Source organism: Streptomyces saintjeani (assembly GCF_055409605.1).
Genome location: NZ_CP189624.1, coordinates 2,832,237 through 2,849,437 on the forward strand (window position 1 = coordinate 2,832,237; position 17,201 = coordinate 2,849,437).

Genomic DNA, 17,201 nt, shown 5'->3' on the forward strand with positions numbered 1-17,201 from the left:
TCCTACTGAACGGAGGAGACAACCCCTTCGCCCGCAGGCAACGCGAGGTCCAGATCCACCGTGTCCTCACCCGCGTGGTTGGCCGGCGAAGCCAACGGCCCATGGCCCACAGCCTTCGCGGCCAGCACATAGGCCCCCGAACCAGGCACGGCCACCGAGTACCGCCCGTCCTCACCGGACACGGCCGACCCGGCCTGCCGCCCCCGCCGGTCGATGAGCGTGACCTTGGCCCGGGCAACAGGCTCGCCGGAAGCGGAGACCACACGCCCCCGGAACCCCCGCGGAGCCTCCTCCGCAAGAGCGAGGTTCACCTCCTCCTCACTGCTGGCCCGCAGCTGACCCCCCTGCACACCAGCCTTCGCCCGCCCCGGCAGGAACAGTGCGAACACCAGCCCCACGGCGACAGCGGCGGCGGCGATGAGGAAGGAGACCCGGAACCCGTGCATCGTAGGAATCGCGACGCCCCCCACATGGTTCGCGGTGTTCGCGAGGACCATCCCGATGACGGCGCTGGACACGGACGTCCCGATGGACCGCATGAGCGTGTTGAGCCCGTTCGCGGCCCCGGTCTCGGACGCGGGAACGGCTCCGACGATCAGCGCGGGCAGCGAGGAGTAGGCGAGTCCGATCCCGGCCCCCAGCACCACGGCGATGACGGCGCTCTGCCAGGCCGCGCTCATGAGCCCGAGCCCGGCCCCGTACCCGATCGCGATGATCAGCAGCCCGAGGATGAGCGTGACCTTGGGCCCGTACTTGGCGGAGATCCGCGCGTACACGGGCGCGGTGAACATCATGGTCAGCCCGAGCGGAGCGACGAGCAGACCGGCGACGACCATGGACTGCCCGAGCCCGTACCCGGTGGCGGTGGGCAGCTGGAGAAGCTGGGGCAGGACGAGCGAGACGACGTAGAAGCTGACGCCGACCATGATGGACGCGAGGTTGGTGAGCAGGACCTCACGCCGGGCGGTGGTGCGCAGGTCGACCAGCGGAGCGGAGACGCGCAGCTCGTACAGCCCCCACAGCACGAGGACGGCGACGGCGGCGCCGAACAGCCCGAGGGTCGTACCGGAAGCCCACCCCCAGTCGCTCCCCTTGGTGATGGGCAGAAGCAGCAGCACGAGCCCGGCGGAAAGCCCCAGCGCACCGGGCAGGTCGAACGACCCCTCGGCCCGCATCGGCGACTCGGGCACGACGAGCAGCGTCAGGACGATCGAGAGCACACCGAGCCCGGCGGAGCCGTAGAAGAGGGCGTGCCAGTCGGCGTGCTGGGCGACGAGCGCGGCGGCAGGCAGCGCGAGCCCGCCCCCGACGCCGATGGAGGAGCTCATCAGCGCCATGGCGGAGCCGAGCTTCTCGCGGGGCAGCATGTCCCGCATGAGCCCGATGCCCAGCGGGATCGCGCCCATGGCGAACCCCTGGAGAGTCCGTCCGACGATCATCATCAGCAGATCGCTGGTGACGGCGCTGACCAGCGAGCCGACGACCATGACGGACAGGCTCGCGATGAGCATCCGCCGCTTGCCGATGAGGTCACCGAGGCGCCCCATGATCGGCGTGGCGACGGCGCCGGACAGGAGGGTGGAGGTGAGCACCCAGGTCGCGTTGGAGGGCGCGGTGCTCAGCAGTTGCGGCAGGTCCTTGATCACGGGGACGAGCAGGGTCTGCATGACCGCGACGACGATGCCCGCGAAGGCGAGGACCGGCACGACGGCACCGCTCGCTTCGCGGGTGGTCCGGTCGGTCGGCGATTGCGACATGGGCTGGGGCCTCCAAGGCCGTGTAGGGGCCAGGTAAGGAAAGGGGTACGTGCAGCCAGAACGACGTATGCACAGGCAACTATTCCGTCAACCGCGGCGCCCCGATGATCCTTGACCATTTCTTGGGAAACCGGAGGAAAGCCTCCGCTGCACCGCGTGGACCTCACCGAACCACGGCCCCGCGCCCCCGCACAAAGTCGTAGGCCCTCCGCCCGAGCCGCATTGCTCCCGAAACCCGATGTACGGACCAGAAACCGCTTGCGACCATGACCACCATGCCCTCCGCTCCCGAGCCCACCAAGGCCCCCGTCGCCGCCCCCGCCCCGACCCCGCCGAAGCGCCGCCCGCCCGCCTGGCTGATCGTCGCGCTCGCCTGCGCCGGACAGTTCCTGGTCGTGCTGGACATCTCGGTGGTGAACGTCGCCCTCCCGTCGATGCGCGCCGACCTGGGCCTGAGCGCGCCGGGCCTGCAATGGGTGGTGAACGCGTACGCGATCACGTTCGCCGGTTTCCTCCTGCTGGGCGGCCGGGCGGGCGACCTGTACGGCAGGAAGCGCACGTTCCTGGTCGGCCTCGCCCTGTTCACGCTGGCCTCGCTGACCGGTGGCCTCGCGCAGTCGGACTGGGAGCTGCTGCTGGCCCGCGCGGCGCAGGGCCTCGGCGCGGCGATCCTCGCGCCGTCGACGCTGACGCTGCTGACGGCGGCCGTCCCGGAGGGCCCCGCGCGGGCGCGGGCGATAGCGACGTGGACGGCGGTCGGCGCGGGCGGCGGCTCGGCGGGTGGCCTGGTCGGCGGGGTCCTGGTGGACACGCTGTCGTGGCGCTGGGTGCTGCTGATCAACGTCCCCGTCGGCGCGCTGGTCCTCGCGGGCGCGCTGCGCTGGCTGCCGGAGACGCGTGCGGAGACCAGGAAGCGGCTCGACGTCCCCGGCGCGCTGCTGGTGACGGCCGGGCTGGCGACGCTGGCGTTCGGGATCTCGCGCATCGAGTCGGAGGGGTGGACGTCGGCGGCGGCGCTGCTGCCGCTGGCCGTCGGCGCCGTACTGATCGCGGCGTTCCTGGCGGTCGAGGCGCGGGCGAGGTCCCCGCTGATGCCGCTCGGGCTGCTGCGGCGGCGGCAGGTCGCGTCGGCGAACGTGGCGATGTTCATCAACGGCTCGGCGACGTTCTGCATGTGGTTCTTCATGACGCTGTACGCACAGAACGTCCTCGGCTACACCCCGCTGGAGGCGGGCCTCGCGACGATGCCCAGCTCGATCGCGGTGATCGTCGGCTCGAAGCTGGCGCCGCGCCTGATGCGTACGACGTCCCCGCGCGCGACGGCGGTCCTCGGGGCGCTGATCGCGGCGACCGGGTTCGCCTGGCAGTCGACGATGAGCGCGGACGGCGAGCTGCTGACCGCGATCGTCCTGCCCGGCATCCTCATGATGCTCGGCGCGGGCCTGGCGACAACTCCCCTGGCCTCCCTGGCCACTTCGGGCGCGGCGCCCGGCGACTCGGGCATCGTCTCCGGCCTGATCAACACCTCCCGCACGATCGGCGGCTCCCTCGGCCTCGCGGTCATGGCCACGATCGCGGCGACCCGCACGGACGGCCACACCACCGCCACCGCCCTGACCGACGGCTACGCCCTGGTCTTCCGCACGAGCACGGCCGTCCTGCTCGCGGGCGCGATCCTGATGTGGGCATGGCTGCCGCGCGGAGGCGGGGACAGGGCCTAGGCTGGCCGGCGTGTCGTACACAGAGCGCTCCCCCTTCCGCCGTCCGCTGGTCGTGGTGCCGGCGGTGCTGGTGCCGGTGGTGGCGGCCGGGTGGTTCGCGTACAGCGGTACGGGCGGGGGCGGTACGGCGAAGGCGACGGCGGCGCCGATGTCCGCGAGCCCCTCGCAGACGAGCCGCGACGCAAAAGCCCCGGCTCCGGTCAAGCCGCTGAGCGGCAGGACGATCGTCATCGACCCCGGCCACAACCCCACCAACTACCGGCACACCTCCGAGATCAACCGCCCGGTGGACATCGGCACGAACAAGAAGGAGTGCGACACCACCGGCACCTCGACCAACTCGGGTTACGCGGAGGCCCAGTTCACCCTGGACGTGGCTCACCGGATGCGCACGCTCCTGGAGTCCGAGGGCGCGAAGGTGAAGCTCACCCAGGACGCCGACCGCCCCTTCGGCCCCTGCGTCGACGAGCGCGCGCGGATCGGCAACGCGGCGAAGGCGGACGCGGTCGTCTCGGTCCACGCGGACGGCTCGGGCACCGGCAACCGCGGCTTCCACGTGATCCTCCCCGGCGCGGTCCACGAGGGCGCGGCCGGCACCCGCCCGATCGTCGCCCCCTCGAAACGCCTCGGCGAACTCGTGGCGAACAGTTTCCGTCGTACGACGGGCAGCGCGCCGTCCAACTACGTGGGCTCCGGCACCGGGTTGGTCACCCGTACCGACCTCGGCGGCCTCAACCTGTCGACGGTCCCGAAGGTGTTCATCGAGTGCGGCAACATGCGGGACCCGAAGGACGCGGCCCTGCTCACGAGCGGCGCGTGGCGGCAGAAGGCCGCGCAAGGGATCTCTGAGGGAATCGTGAGTTTCCTGCGCGGGTAGCGTCACCGAACCTCTCCGGGCGGACAGGCCGATCGCACGGACGATAGTGTCGTCCCTACTTGACGACAGCTGACCGACGAAGGACCTGAAGTGAATATCCGCTCCCTCACTAGAGGCGACGGCGTGGTGATCGGAGCAGCGGTATTGCTGTTCATCGCGTCGTTCCTCGACGTCTACTCGGCCGATCAGGCCCCGGACGGCTTCGCATTCCCGAGCTCCTGGGCTAGCGGTCCGATCCTGATGGGCGTGGTACTGGCCGGTCTGATCGGTGCCGCGCTGGTCGTCGTCTCGCGCGTGCTGCCGCAGGTGCCGAAGGTCGCGGGTCTCGACCTGCGCCAGTTCGGTGTGGCGTTCACGGTGTTCGCGGCATGGAGCGCGCTGGGCAACGTGCTCGACCCGGTGAGCGCCATGAACAACTTCGAGGGCTCGCGGGACACCTTCGACGCGGGCACGGGCCTGATCCTGCTGCTCGTGGCGACGCTGGTGATGGCGGGCGGGGCGATCGCGACCCCGCTGGTGCCCGCGCTCCAGGCGGGCCTGATCCCGGCGCCGAAGCCCCCGGCCCCGCAGCCGTACGGCGCCCAGCCGCAGCCGCCCGCCGGTTACGGCTACCCGGGCGCCCAGCAGCAGCCCCCGGCGTTCGGTGGTCAGCCGCCGTTCGGCGCCGGCCAGCCCGCCCCGGCTCCGGCGGCGCAGCCCGCGCCGGAGTTCTCGCCGTTCTGGTTCGCGGTGCCGGTGCCCCGGCCGCTGTTCGCGGAGGACGGCGCGCCCAACCCGATCGCCGAACTCGCTCCGGGTACCTGGTACTTGGCGGTCGAGCAGAACACTCTGGGGCTCATCGCGCAGACTCAGGACGGCCGCCGCGGCGTCCTGCGCGACAGCTCGGGCATCCAGCGCGGCTGACCGAACACCCTTCAGGCACACGGCCCTTCACCCTTCCGGGTGGAGGGCCGTTGCCGTACAGTCGCACGGCTCCCGCTACTTGACGGATCGTCAGGAGACGCCATGCGGCTAGGTCTCGCGCTCGGCTACTGGGGTCGCGGCCCCGACCCCGGCCATCTCCCCCTGGTCCAGGAGGCGGAGCGGCTCGGCTACGACTCGGTGTGGACGGCGGAGTCGTGGGGCTCGGACGCGTTCACCCCGCTCGCCTGGCTCGCCGCCCACACGTCGACGATCCGGCTGGGTACGGCCGTCGCGCAGATGGCGGCCCGCTCCCCCACGACGACGGCGATGCACGCCCTCACCCTGGACCACCTCTCGGGTGGCCGCGCGATGCTGGGTCTCGGCCTCTCCGGCCCGCAGGTCGTCGAGGGCTGGTACGGCCGCCCGTTCCCGAAGTCACCGCTCACCGCGACCCGCGAGTACGTCGACGTCGTGCGCCAAGTCCTGCACCGCGAGGGACCGGTGGAACTCGACGGCGCCTACCACCCCCTCCCGTACCGAGGCCCGGACGCGACGGGGCTAGGCAAGCCGCTGAAGTCGATCACCCACCCGCTGCGGGCCCGACTCCCCGTACTTCTGGGGGCGGAAGGGCCCAAGAACGTCGCCCAGACCCTCGAAATCGCCGACGGCTGGCTCCCGTTGTACTGGTCGCCGGACCGGCCGGACGCGTACGGGGACGTCACCGTGCCCGAGGGGTTCACGGTCGCGCCGATGGCCCAGGTCCGGGTCTGCGCGGACGTCGCCGAGGGGCTCGCCCCCGTGAAGGCGATGCTCGGCTTCTACATCGGCGGCATGGGGGCGGCGACCCGGAACTTCCACGCCGATCTCATGGCGAGGATGGGGTACGAGGAACAGGCCCGCGAAATCCAGGGGTTGTTCCTGTCGGGGCGTCGCGAGGAGGCCATCGCGGCCGTGCCCGACGCCTTCGCGGACGAGATCTCGCTCGTCGGACCGCGTCAACGCATCGCCGAGCGGCTGGAGTCGTGGCGCAAGGGCCCGGTGACGGACCTGCTGGCCATGTCACCGGACCCGGAGAGCCTGCGAGTTCTGGCGGAGATCAACAACTCCCTTTAGCCGCCCGCGAGTTGACCGGCCGACGGCACCTTGTCCTGCACCTCGGCGCCGGCGCTCTTCCCGGCGTCCTTCACCTTGCCGATGATGTCGTCGAAGGAACCGGCCGCCGAGTCATCGCCCTTGCGGAGCTTGGACGGCAGGTCCTTCAGCGCGTCGATGCCCGACGTGAGCGGCGCCATCGCCTTCGACAGCAGCGGGTCGCCCTGCGCGTTGCGGCTGGCCGCCTTGAGCCGGTTGTACGCGAAGGTCCCGGCGAGACCGGCCTTGACCAGGGCGAACGTCCGCCCCTTCGTGCCCTTCTTGAACTTTCCGGCCTTCCAGGGCTTCACGATCCACTGATAGGTCGCCCCGGCCGCGAGCCCCGCGTTCGCCACGAACCGCGTCTTGGCGAGCCGCTGCCGCTCGACGGTCGGTGTGGGGCTCGGGTCACCGGCGGCGACAGCGGCGGCCACGGTGTCCTGTGCGGCGCTCTTCCCGCTGCTCGAACACGCGGTCCCGCCCACCAGCAGGGCACAACACACGCTGAGCGCCATGAGAAGGCGCCGTATCGGTACGGCCACGGGGTCCTCCGGGATGTGTGGACTTCCCCCCGAACTGTCCCGGCCAGCCTCACCCGGCGGACGCTGGTCCGCCACCCGGGGAGGCTCACACCGGGTGATACACGCAGGTCAGACGCGTCAGGTTTCATCGCCGGGCGACGGGATACCCGTACCGCATGTCTTCAGATCGCAAGGGCAGCGGCGTCGGGTCGCTGGTCGCGGGAGTCGCCGACATCCTCGCCCTCGTGCTGGCCCTGTGGATCGCGCTGGATCTCCTCGACGCGAACCACGCGAACAAGTTCGTGCAGTTCGTGCACGACGCGGCGAACTGGCTGGCGGGCTGGTCCCGCGACCTGTTCACGTTCGACGACCGGTGGGCGCGGGTCGTCGCCGGGTACGGGCTCGCGGCGGTCGTGTACCTGGTGCTGGGGCACGCCGTCGCGAACCTCGGACGGCGCCATTAGGAGCTAACAGCAGTCAGCTAACAGCAGTCGGGGTCCAGCCCCACCGGCAACTGCTCCCCGCCGAACACCGCGCACGTCGCCTCGTGGCCGCCGAGCGCCGCGACCGCGAGCAGCAGCGAGCCCGCCGTCCACGTCGTCAACTCCCGTGGCCAGACGGCGTCGTCGGCGAAGACGTACCCCGTCCAGTACAGCCCGCTCTCCGCGTCCCGCAGGTGCTGGATCGACTGGAGGATCTCCAGCGCCCGGTCCGACTCGCCCATCGCCCAGAGCGTCAGGGCGAGTTCGGCGGACTCGCCGCCGGTGACCCAGGGGTTCGGCACGACGCAGCGCACCCCGAAGCCGGGTACGACGAACCGCTCCCAGCCCTCCTCCACCCGGGACTTGGCCTCCTGGCCGGTCAACGCGCCGCCCAGCACCGGGTAGTACCAGTCCATGGAGTAGCGGCCCTTGTCGAGGAACCGCTCCGGGTGGCGCCGGATCGCGTGCCGCAGTGCGCCGACCGCCAACTCCCAGTCGGGCTGCGGCTCTTCACGCTGCTCGGCGATGGCCAGCGCGCACCGCAGCGCGTGGTGGACCGACGAACTCCCGGTCAGCAGCGCGTCGTTGGTCGGCGTCCCGTCGTCCTCGCGGCGCCAGCCGATCTCGCCGCCCGGCTGCTGGAGCCGCAGCACCCACTCCACAGCCGCGTACACGACGGGCCACATCCGGTCCAGGAACGTGTCGTCGCCGGTGGCGAGGTAGTGGTGCCAGACGCCTACGGCGACGTACGCGACGAAGTTGGACTCGCGGGCCCGGTCGGTGACGTCGTCGTACGCGCCGTCGGCGTACGCGGCGTACCAGGAGCCGTCCTCGGTCTGGTGGCGCGCGAGCCACAGGTACGCGCGCTCCGCCGCCTCGTGCTCACCGGCCGCGTCCAGCGCCATCGCGGCCTCGGTGTGGTCCCACGGGTCGAGGTGGTGGCCCCGGAACCACGGGATCGCGCCGTCCTCGCGCTGCGCGCCGAGGATGCCGCGCACGGTCGCCACGGCCTGCTCGGCGGTGAGGACCCCGGGCAGGACGAGGTGTTCTGTCCGGGGAGTGGTCACTTGGCGTCCAGCCGGGGGAGGTGGGGCTTGGTCGCGTACGCCACGAAGCTCTTGCCGATCAGCGGGTTCAGGGCCTGTTCGGCGACCCGGGTGGCCAGCGGTTTCTTCATGATGTCCCACACCAGCAGCTTGTGGTACGCCTTCACCGGGAGCACCTGGTCGTTGTCCACGCCGAACGCGCACTTCAGCCACCAGTACGGGGAGTGCAGGGCGTGCGCGTGGTGCGTGCCGTACGGCTTGAGACCGGCCTCGCGGATCTTGGCGAGGAGTTCGTCGGCCTTGTAGATGCGGATGTGGCCGCCCTCGACCTCGTGGTAGGCGTCGGACAGCGTCCAGCACACCTTCTCCGGGCCGTACCGGGGGACGGTGATCGCGATCCGGCCGCCGGGCCTCAACACCCGTACCATCTCGGCGAGTACGCCCTTGTCGTCCGGGATGTGCTCCATGACCTCGGAGATGATGACGACGTCGAAGGACTCGTCCGGGAACGGCAGCGCGAGCGCGTCCCCCTCCATGGCGGTCGCGGTGGCCCCCTCCGGCGCCTCCCCGGCCTCCTTCATCGCCGCGAACCACTTGGCGACCTCGCGGATCTCCTCGCCGTTCTGGTCCAGCGCGACGACCTGCGCTCCCCGCCGGTAACACTCGAAGGCGTGCCGTCCGGCTCCACATCCGAGGTCCAGCACACGGTCCCCCGGGGCGAGCGGGAACCTGGAGAAGTCGACGGTCAGCACGTGGCCCTGCTTTCGGGGGAGCTTTCGGGGGAGGTGGAACGGGGGGAGGGAAGGCCGGTGGGCAGGGGGCCGAGGGTGGCCGGGTCCCGCGCGTCCGCGCGCTCGTCCGGGGCGGTACGAGGGGCTCCGCCGGTCGGCTCAGCTGTCCCGGCTTGCGCCGTGGCGTCGCTTCCGGGGCGCTCGGGTCCTGCCGGCCGTACGCCTGCGCCGGGGCGCGTCGCGGACGTACCGCTCCTGCCCCCGCTTCTCTCGATCGCCTCGCGGTATCGCTCGACCGTCCCCTCGGCCGCCCTCGCCCAGGTGAAGCGGGACAGGACGCGCTCTCTGCCGGCCGCGCCCAGGCGTGCCCGCAGCTCCGGGTCGCCCAGCAGTCGGCTCAGACCGGCGGCCAGCGCTCCCGCGTCGCCCGGTGGTACCGCCACGCACGTCTCGCCGTCGGGGCCCGCCACCTCGGGGATCGCGCCGCCCGTCGTCGCGACCAGCGGGGTGCCGGTCGCCATCGCCTCGGCCGCCGGGAGGGAGAAGCCCTCGTACAGGGACGGCACGCAGGCGACCTCCGCCGAGCGGACCAGGGCGACCAGTTCCTCGTCCGAGATGCCCTTCACGAACTCGACGGCGCCCTGGAGGCCGTACCGCTCGATCGCCCGCGCGACCGGGCCCTCGGTGGGCTGCTTGCCCACGACGACGAGATGCGCGTCGTCGTGTTCCGTACGGACCTTCGCGAGCGCCTCGACGAGGTACACCAGGCCCTTGAGGGGGACGTCCGCGCTGGACGTCGTGACGATGCGGCCCGGGACGACCGGGACGGAGGCGTCCGGCGCGAACAGGTCCGTGTCGGCGCCGATGTGGACGACGTGGATGCGGTCGTCGCGGACGCCGAGGTGGTCGACGATCTCCTGGCGGGACGTGCCGGAGACGGTGAGGACGGACGGGAGGCGGCGGGCGACCCGCTTCTGCATCCGCGTGAACCCGTACCACCGGCGCACCGAGTACCGCTTCTGCCAGCCCTGCGCCGCGTCCAGCTCCAACTGGCGGTCCACGGTGATGGGGTGGTGGATCGTCGTGACCAGCGGCGCGCCGACGTCGCCCAACAGGCCGTACCCGAGCGTCTGGTTGTCGTGCACGACGTCGAACTCGCCGCGCCGCTCGCGCAGATGGCGGCGGGCCCGCAGCGAGAAGGTCAGCGGCTCCGGGAAGCCGCCGGTCCACATCGTGCCGACCTCCAGCGCGTCGATCCAGTCGCGGTACTCGTCGCGTTTGGGGGTGCGGAAGGGGTCCGGGTGGCGGTACAGGTCGAGGCTGGGGAGCTCGGTGAGGGTGACGCGGTCGCCGGTGTTTTTGTCTTCGTCGAGCACGGGGTACGGCTGCGAGCCGATCACTTCGACGCGGTGGCCCAGGCGGGCGAGTTCGCGAGAGAGGTGCCGTACATAGACGCCCTGGCCGCCGCAGAACGGGTTCCCCTTGTACGTGAGCAACGCGATCGCGAGCGGGTGCTTACCGTCCGTGGCCGGTTCGGCCCCACTGGCCTCAGCGGTCACTCCGGGCCCCCTTCTGCCTGCGCGAGACGGCGAGACTACGCCGGGCGCTAATCTAGAACAAGTTTCAGACTTGGTCGTCCGGGAGGCTTTGAATCTACCGGCAGGTAGGGGGCCCGTGAGCAGTGGATCAGGTGATTCACGCCACGGCCGCGCACCGCACGATCACCCGGCCCCACGGACGGTACCCATGCCCCCGGAACCACCCTCCCCCTCCCTCACGGAACGCCAGCAGGCCCGCCGCAGCAGGATCCTCCACACCACCGCCCAACTCGCGAGCCGCGGCGGCTTCGACGCGGTCCAGATGAGGGAGGTCGCGGAGTCGTCCCAGGTGGCGCTGGGGACGCTGTACCGCTACTTCCCGTCGAAGGTCCATCTGTTGGTGGCGACGATGCAGGACCAACTGGCGCAGATGCACGGCACGTTGAAGAAGAAGCCGCCGACGGGTGACTCCCCCGGTACGCGCGTGGCGGAGACTCTGATGCGCGCTTTCCGAGCACTCCAACGCGAACCGCATTTGGCCGACGCGATGGTCCGAGCGCTGACTTTCGCGGACCGCAGCGTAAGTCCCGAGGTGGACCAGGTCTCCCGCCAGACGACCTCGATCATCCTGGACGCGATGGGAGAGCCCGACCCGACTCCCGCGCAGCTCTCAGCAGTCCGGGTGATCGAACACACCTGGCACTCGGCCCTGATCACCTGGCTCTCGGGCCGTGCGTCCATCGCGCAGGTGAAAATCGACATCGAGACGGTCTGCAAACTGATCGACACGCCGACTATTGACAGGCAGTAGCTTCGAACTCCTCCATGGAGGTGGTCACTACGGCATCCTCGCCCTGGTACCGAACCTCCCCGGTCCGAATACGATCCCGCAGGCTGAACGAAACGTCCGCCGCCGACCAAGAATTGTCCTCGGTCCATCCGTAGAGCGTGTAAGTGACCCCGGCGAAAAGAGGGGTGGACAACCCGCTTCCACTCCACCCGGCGGCAGGGGTTTCGAGAGGCCAGGTGACGAGCCCAGGAGCAAGAGGCTGGTCAGCACTCCACCTCCCCACTCTCCTGCCATCGCTGGTGCCATCGCTACTCACATAAAGAGTCGCACCGTCGATGTGATGCCCACACACCAATATGACCCCGATCAACTTCCCATCAGCACCGACGGAAACCACGACGAACCCGCCCCCAACCGACGACAGTCCCCACCACCAAGGGGCGCGGAGAACTGCGCGAGAAACCACAACGAACCCGCACTCTACTGACGACAGCACCACCCCCAGGGGCGCGGGGAACTGCGCGACCAGCCACAACGGACCCGCACCCGCCCCCCAGACCCCCTACTCCTCCGGCGGAAACACCGCCTCCCCGCTCCCCGCCAGCGTGATCGAGATCGCCTCCACCGGGCAGTTCTCCGCCGCCTCCAGGACCCCCTCGTTCGCGTCGGTCTCCGTCTCGGACGGCCGGGACTGGCGGTCGGTGTCGAGTTGGAAGAAGCCCTGGGTCCGGTGGACGCACTGGGCGGAGCCGATGCACAGGGACCGGTCCACGTCGAGCCGCCAGCGGTCGCCCATGGTCAGGCCCCGGCCGGCAGGTGGATCATTTTGTGTTCGAGGTATTCCCCGAAGCCTTCGGGACCGAACTCCCGCCCCAGGCCACTGTTCTTGTAGCCCCCGAAGGGCCCCAGCATGTCGAGGCTGAACGTATTCACGTTGTACGTCCCGGTCCGAACCCGCCGAGCGATATCGATCCCGCGCTCGACATCCCCGGTCCACACGCTCCCGCTCAACCCGTACTCGGAGTCATTGGCGATCCGCACGGCCTCGTCCTCGTCACCGTAGGGCAATAGGCAGATCACCGGCCCGAATATCTCCTCCCGGGCGACCCGCATACTGTTGTCGACGTCGCCGAGAAGCGTGGGAGCGACGTACCACCCGCGTTCGAGCCCCTCAGGACGCCCGCCCCCGATCAGAACCTTGGCCCCTTCTTCCTGACCGATCCGGATGTACTCGAAGCTCCGTTCCTGCTGCCGCCGGGCGACAAGCGGACCGATCTGGGTAGCAGGGTCGAGCGGATCGCCGACTTTCAACGCACGGACGGCGGAAACAAACGCCTCGGCAAACTCGTCGTACCGCTCCCGGGGCAACAGAATCCGAGTCTGCGCGACACATGCCTGCCCATTGTTCATCCACGCGGCGGGCCCGATCCCCCCGACCGCGGCATCAACATCGGCATCGGGCAACACAATGGCCGCAGATTTCCCCCCCAATTCCAAAGTAACCCGGGTCACATTCCGAGCGGCAACCTCCATGACCCGCTTCCCGGCAGCCACAGACCCGGTGAACGCCACTTTGTCGACCCCGGAATGCCCGACGAGATACTCCCCCGTCTCCCGATCCGCGGGCAGCACCGACAACACCCCTTCGGGCAACCCGGCATCCCGGCAGATCTCGGCGAGCACGTACGAGTCGAGCGGAGCCTCGGGCGACGGCTTGAGCACGACCGAGCAGCCACTCAACAGCGCCGGCGCCAACTTGGACGCGGCGACGAACTGAGGCGTGTTCCAGGGAATGACAGCGGCGACCACCCCCATGGGCTCACGCCGCACCAGGATCTTCCCCAGCACCCCGTCCCGCCGCTCCTCGAACACGAACCCCCGGGCAACGGTGATCGCGGAGTCCCACACCATCATGGAAGCGAGCGCCTGCCCGAGCACACTCCACGAGTAAGGCGACCCGTTCTCGGAGGAGATGACCCGGGCCAACTCCTCGTGCCGCGCGGCGACCCCGTCCTTGATCCGCGTGACAACGGCGATCCGCTCCTCCAACGACAGCCGAGGCCAAGGCCCTTCGTCGAAGGCCCGCCGAGCCACCCCGACAGCCCGATCGACGTCCTCGAAGGACGCGTGAGGCACCCGCCCGATCACTTCCTCGGTATGCGGCGAGACGACCTCGATGACCCCGTCCCCGAGCGGCTCGACCAACTCCCCGCCGATGACCAACTGTCCGTACTCCACGACGCCCATCGCCACCACACCCTCGGTATCGGCACCGGTTTCTGACGGTGTTTCAGGAACTGATACCAGTTCTAGTTATAGTGAGCAATGGCCACGGCGCGGCGGCATGCGGAGGGCACATGGCGGGGACCGGCACGAAGACGTACGACCACGGCGGCGGCGTCCGCTCCCTCCAAGTCCCCATCCCGGAGAACCCGTTGGGCCACACGCTGGTGTACGTCGTCGACACGGACGCCGGACCGGTACTCGTGGACACGGGCTGGGACGACCCGGCGTCGTGGGACACCCTCGTCCAGGGCCTCACCGACTGCGGCACGTCGGTGGAGGAGTTGACCGGCGTCGTCGTCACCCACCACCACCCCGACCATCACGGCCTCTCCGGCAAGGTGCGGGACGCGTCGGGTGCGTGGATCGCGATGCACGAGGCGGACGCGGCGATAGTCCGCCGTACACGGGAGACGCGGCCGGAGCGCTGGTACGCGTACATGTCCGCGAAGCTGACGGCGGCGGGCGCGCCCGAGGAACACGTGGCGCCTCTCCGCGAGGCCCCGCGCCGGCCGCTCCCGGGCTTCTCCCCGGCGATCCCGGACCGGGAGATCGTCCCCGGCGAGCTTCTCCCCCTGCCCGGTCGCCGTCTGCGCGCGATCTGGACGCCGGGCCACACGCCCGGTCACGTCTGCCTGCACCTGGAGGAGACCCACCCGCACAACCTCCCCGGCACGGGCCGCCTCTTCTCCGGCGACCACCTCCTCCCCGGGATCACTCCCCACATCGGCCTGTACGAGGACCCGGACGACGCGACCGTCACGGACCCGCTGGGCGACTACCTCGACTCCCTGGAGCGCATAGCCCGCCTCACCCCCTCCGAGGTCCTCCCCGCTCACCAGCACTCGTTCACCGACGCCCCGGCCCGCGTGCAGGCCCTGCTGGACCACCACGACCAGCGGCTTTCAGCGTTGCACGCCCTACTGACAACGCCCCTCACGCCGTGGCGGCTCGCGGTGCGGATGGAGTGGAACCGGCCGTGGGCGGAGATCCCGTACGGCTCGCGGAACATCGCGGTGTCGGAGGCGGAAGCGCACGTCAGGCGCCTGGTGAAGCTGGGCCGCGTGGAGGCGGTGCCGGGGAGCGACCCGGTGACGTACGTGGCCGTCGCGGAGTAAACGTACGGAACGCGGTCCTTCGTACGAGTGAGTACCGGCATGACCCCGTTCACCCTGGGCAGGTCTGCGGCCACAGCGCTCATCACTCTCCGCAGCTTCATGCCTCCCATGAGTCACGGAGAGGCCGGGCCGCACGGACTCCGCGACCGCGCCGGCGCCACGGTCCGGAGGCGAGCGCACCGAGTTCCTGTCGGTGATTTTCAGCTAGAAAGCACCGAAAAGGGCCGTTGACCGGTGAACCACCCCACATGACCCATGTCACCTACGAAGCCGCTTCGTAGCCCCAGACGTGGGCCATGCCCACGCCAATCAGACCCCTGACCTGCGGTTTGAGACCCAGGTCACACAGGGCTCGACCACCCCGAATGCGACCAAAACTAGTAAAGGGGGTGTTTGCGGGCACCGCCCCCTGCCTGCTTACCTGATGGACGTCGCACGGCGCCGACAACCCCCACGGGCTCGGCGCCGACGCTTTGCCGGAGGTGAGACTCCCCCGGCGCGAGCGACCGCCCTGTCCCCGAAGAAACAAGGTTCCCGTGTCTTTCGCCGCCGTCCGCCGCATCGCCCAGTCCCCGAAGAAGGCCCTCACGACCGCCGCCGTGGCCACCGCCGCCGTCGGCATGGCCCTCACCGCGGCCCCCGCCCACGCGGCGACCGCGTCCACGGACTCCGCCTCCGAGGCGCGGACGATCGCGAAGCAGCTGATCCCGGACACGGCGCAGTACAACGCGTTCGCGCACATCGTCGAGCACGAGTCCGGCTGGGACGTCGACGCGACGAACTCCTCCTCCGGCGCGTACGGCCTCGTCCAGGCGCTCCCCGGCTCGAAGATGGCGTCCGCCGGCTCGGACTGGAAGACCAACGCCGCCACGCAGATCAAGTGGGGCCTGGAGTACATGAATTCGCGGTACGGCAGCCCGGCCGCCGCGTGGAACTTCTGGCAGTCCAACGGCTGGTACTGAGTTTTCCGGTCAACCGGCGCTGACTCGCAGCTCCTTGACGCCGTTGATCCACGCCGACCTCAACCGCCGAGGGTCCTCGACCAGCCGGATTCCCGGCATCGCGTCGGCGACGGCGTTGAAGATCAGGTCGATCTCCAGTACGGCCAGCGACTTGCCCAAGCAGTAGTGCGGACCCCCGCCTCCGAATCCGAGGTGGGGGTTCGGGTCTCTCATGACGTCGAACTGGTCGGGATTCTCGAAGACTTCGGGGTCGTGATTGGCGGAGGCGTAGAAAAGCCCCACCCGCGCCCCCTTCTTGATCTGCTTCCCGCCCAACTCCGTGTCCTGCGTGGCCGTTCGCTGGAACGACACGACGGGGGTGGCCCAGCGGACGACCTCCTCGGCCATGGTCGAGGGACGTTCGCGGCAGTACAGCTCCCACTGCTCGGGGTGGGTCAGGAACGCGTGCATCCCGTGCGTGATCGCGTTGCGCGTCGTCTCGTTCCCGGCGACGGCCAGCATCAGCACGAAGAACCCGAACTCGTCGGAGTTCAGGTTCCCTTCGTCCTCGGCGGCGACCAGCGTCGAGACGATGTCCTTCGCCGGGCACTTCTTCCGCTCACCGGCCATGTCCATCGCGTAGGCGATGATCTCGGCGGCGGACTGCTGGCCGACCTCTTCCGTCACGGCGAACTCGGGGTCGTCGTAGGCGATCATCTTGTTGGACCAGTCGAAGACCCGCGCCCGGTCGTCCTGGGGAATGCCGATCAGTTCGGCGATCGCCTGGAGGGGGAGTTCGCAGGCGACCTGGGTGACGAAGTCGAAGGGGTCCTCATGGCCTCGTACGATCTCGACGATGTCGTGCGCGCGATTGCGCAGCCTCTCTTCGAGTGCCCGAATCGACCTCGGCGTGAAGCCGCGCTGGACGATCTGCCGGACCCTCGTGTGCTCCGGCGGGTCCATGTTCAGCATGATCAGGCGCTGCGCCTCGATGGACGCGCGGTCGATGTGGTCGTTGAAGCGGATGATCGCGGTGTTGACGGAGGACGAGAAGAGTTCGGGGTGGGTCGAGACGTACCGGACGTCGGCGTGCCGGGTCACGGCCCAGTACCCCTCGTCCTGGAAACCGGCCACGTTGTCCGACTGCGGTATCCAGCGCACCGGTTCGACGCTGCGCAGATCGGCGAACTCCGGGAGGGGGACTCGGTGTTGCAGCAGGTCGGGGTCGGTGAAGTCGAAGCCTTCGGGAAGCTCTGGACAGGGCATGGGACAGCTCCCGCCATCTGACGGCTCATCAGAAATAGGTGCGGCGACCGTAGTTCAGCGGGCTTGAGGCTGCAAGACCCTTGCGGTGACGTACGC

The 17,201-nt window shown here is 69.9% G+C and carries 16 protein-coding genes; 8 read left to right on the plus strand and 8 right to left on the minus strand.

The features are described 5' to 3' along the window. Positions 1-2: 2 nt before the first annotated feature. On the minus strand, positions 3-1,757 hold the full coding sequence (locus tag ACQCO7_RS12610; protein ID WP_464071904.1) for an MFS transporter: 1,755 nt from the start codon (positions 1,755-1,757) through the stop codon (positions 3-5). A 266-nt stretch (positions 1,758-2,023) separates the two neighbouring features. Between ACQCO7_RS12610 and ACQCO7_RS12615 the strand changes: the two genes are divergently transcribed. From ACQCO7_RS12615 to ACQCO7_RS12630, 4 genes are all read left to right on the plus strand, one after another. After that, a complete protein-coding gene (locus ACQCO7_RS12615) occupies positions 2,024-3,478 on the plus strand; it encodes an MFS transporter (protein WP_464071905.1) in 1,455 nt (484 codons plus the stop codon). A 10-nt stretch (positions 3,479-3,488) separates the two neighbouring features. Further along, the gene (locus tag ACQCO7_RS12620; protein WP_464071906.1) at positions 3,489-4,355 is read left to right on the plus strand and encodes an N-acetylmuramoyl-L-alanine amidase; all 867 of its coding nucleotides are present in this window, start codon (positions 3,489-3,491) and stop codon (positions 4,353-4,355) included. Between the two features lie 123 nt (positions 4,356-4,478). Continuing rightward, positions 4,479-5,258, plus strand: a complete 780-nt coding sequence (locus ACQCO7_RS12625) for a hypothetical protein (RefSeq protein WP_464071907.1) — start codon at positions 4,479-4,481, stop codon at positions 5,256-5,258. Between the two features lie 102 nt (positions 5,259-5,360). Beyond that, entirely contained in the window at positions 5,361-6,371 is a 1,011-nt protein-coding gene (locus ACQCO7_RS12630; protein WP_464071908.1) for an LLM class F420-dependent oxidoreductase, read from the plus strand. On the opposite strand, the gene ACQCO7_RS12635 is transcribed toward ACQCO7_RS12630, so the two are convergent. After that, positions 6,368-6,931 carry a hypothetical protein gene (locus ACQCO7_RS12635; RefSeq protein WP_464071909.1) on the minus strand — a complete coding sequence of 188 codons (564 nt, stop codon included), beginning with the start codon at positions 6,929-6,931 and terminating at the stop codon, positions 6,368-6,370. The two genes, ACQCO7_RS12630 and ACQCO7_RS12635, sit on opposite strands and share 4 nt — an antisense overlap. A 155-nt stretch (positions 6,932-7,086) precedes the next feature. Between ACQCO7_RS12635 and ACQCO7_RS12640 the strand changes: the two genes are divergently transcribed. Then, positions 7,087-7,374, plus strand: coding sequence for a hypothetical protein (locus ACQCO7_RS12640; RefSeq protein ID WP_464071910.1), 288 nt, complete (start codon positions 7,087-7,089; stop codon positions 7,372-7,374). Positions 7,375-7,391: 17 nt separating this feature from the next. Here ACQCO7_RS12640 and ACQCO7_RS12645 read toward each other — a convergent pair whose 3' ends face one another. The 3 genes from ACQCO7_RS12645 to ACQCO7_RS12655 are packed head-to-tail and all read right to left on the minus strand — an operon-like array spanning position 7,392 to position 10,728. After that, positions 7,392-8,459: a prenyltransferase/squalene oxidase repeat-containing protein gene (locus ACQCO7_RS12645; protein WP_464071911.1), complete on the minus strand. Its 1,068-nt coding sequence runs from the start codon at positions 8,457-8,459 to the stop codon at positions 7,392-7,394. Then, positions 8,456-9,190 carry a class I SAM-dependent methyltransferase gene (locus tag ACQCO7_RS12650; protein WP_464071912.1) on the minus strand — a complete coding sequence of 245 codons (735 nt, stop codon included), beginning with the start codon at positions 9,188-9,190 and terminating at the stop codon, positions 8,456-8,458. The genes ACQCO7_RS12645 and ACQCO7_RS12650 overlap by 4 nt, the downstream gene beginning before the upstream one ends. Continuing rightward, entirely contained in the window at positions 9,184-10,728 is a 1,545-nt protein-coding gene (locus ACQCO7_RS12655) for a glycosyltransferase family 4 protein (RefSeq protein ID WP_464071913.1), read from the minus strand. The genes ACQCO7_RS12650 and ACQCO7_RS12655 overlap by 7 nt, the downstream gene beginning before the upstream one ends. A gap of 187 nt (positions 10,729-10,915) precedes the next feature. Between ACQCO7_RS12655 and ACQCO7_RS12660 the strand changes: the two genes are divergently transcribed. Next, positions 10,916-11,518 carry a TetR family transcriptional regulator gene (locus tag ACQCO7_RS12660; protein WP_464071914.1) on the plus strand — a complete coding sequence of 201 codons (603 nt, stop codon included), beginning with the start codon at positions 10,916-10,918 and terminating at the stop codon, positions 11,516-11,518. Positions 11,519-12,059: 541 nt separating this feature from the next. Here ACQCO7_RS12660 and ACQCO7_RS12665 read toward each other — a convergent pair. Together ACQCO7_RS12665 and ACQCO7_RS12670 are read right to left on the minus strand one after the other, a co-directional pair. Next, entirely contained in the window at positions 12,060-12,293 is a 234-nt protein-coding gene (locus tag ACQCO7_RS12665) for a ferredoxin (protein WP_464071915.1), read from the minus strand. 2 nt (positions 12,294-12,295) lie between these two features. Next, positions 12,296-13,744, minus strand: a complete 1,449-nt coding sequence (locus ACQCO7_RS12670) for an aldehyde dehydrogenase (protein ID WP_464071916.1) — start codon at positions 13,742-13,744, stop codon at positions 12,296-12,298. Positions 13,745-13,854: 110 nt separating this feature from the next. Here ACQCO7_RS12670 and ACQCO7_RS12675 point away from each other — a divergent pair, with 110 nt between their 5' ends. Both ACQCO7_RS12675 and ACQCO7_RS12680 read left to right on the plus strand, forming a co-directional pair. After that, a complete protein-coding gene (locus ACQCO7_RS12675; RefSeq protein ID WP_464071917.1) occupies positions 13,855-14,898 on the plus strand; it encodes an MBL fold metallo-hydrolase in 1,044 nt (347 codons plus the stop codon). Positions 14,899-15,434: 536 nt separating this feature from the next. Next, entirely contained in the window at positions 15,435-15,860 is a 426-nt protein-coding gene (locus ACQCO7_RS12680; protein WP_464071918.1) for an aggregation-promoting factor C-terminal-like domain-containing protein, read from the plus strand. A gap of 9 nt (positions 15,861-15,869) precedes the next feature. Here the strand turns inward: ACQCO7_RS12680 and ACQCO7_RS12685 are convergent, their stop codons facing one another. Then, complete coding sequence (locus tag ACQCO7_RS12685; RefSeq protein ID WP_464071919.1) at positions 15,870-17,105, minus strand: cytochrome P450; 1,236 nt, start codon at positions 17,103-17,105, stop codon at positions 15,870-15,872. Between the last annotated feature and the right edge of the window lie 96 nt (positions 17,106-17,201).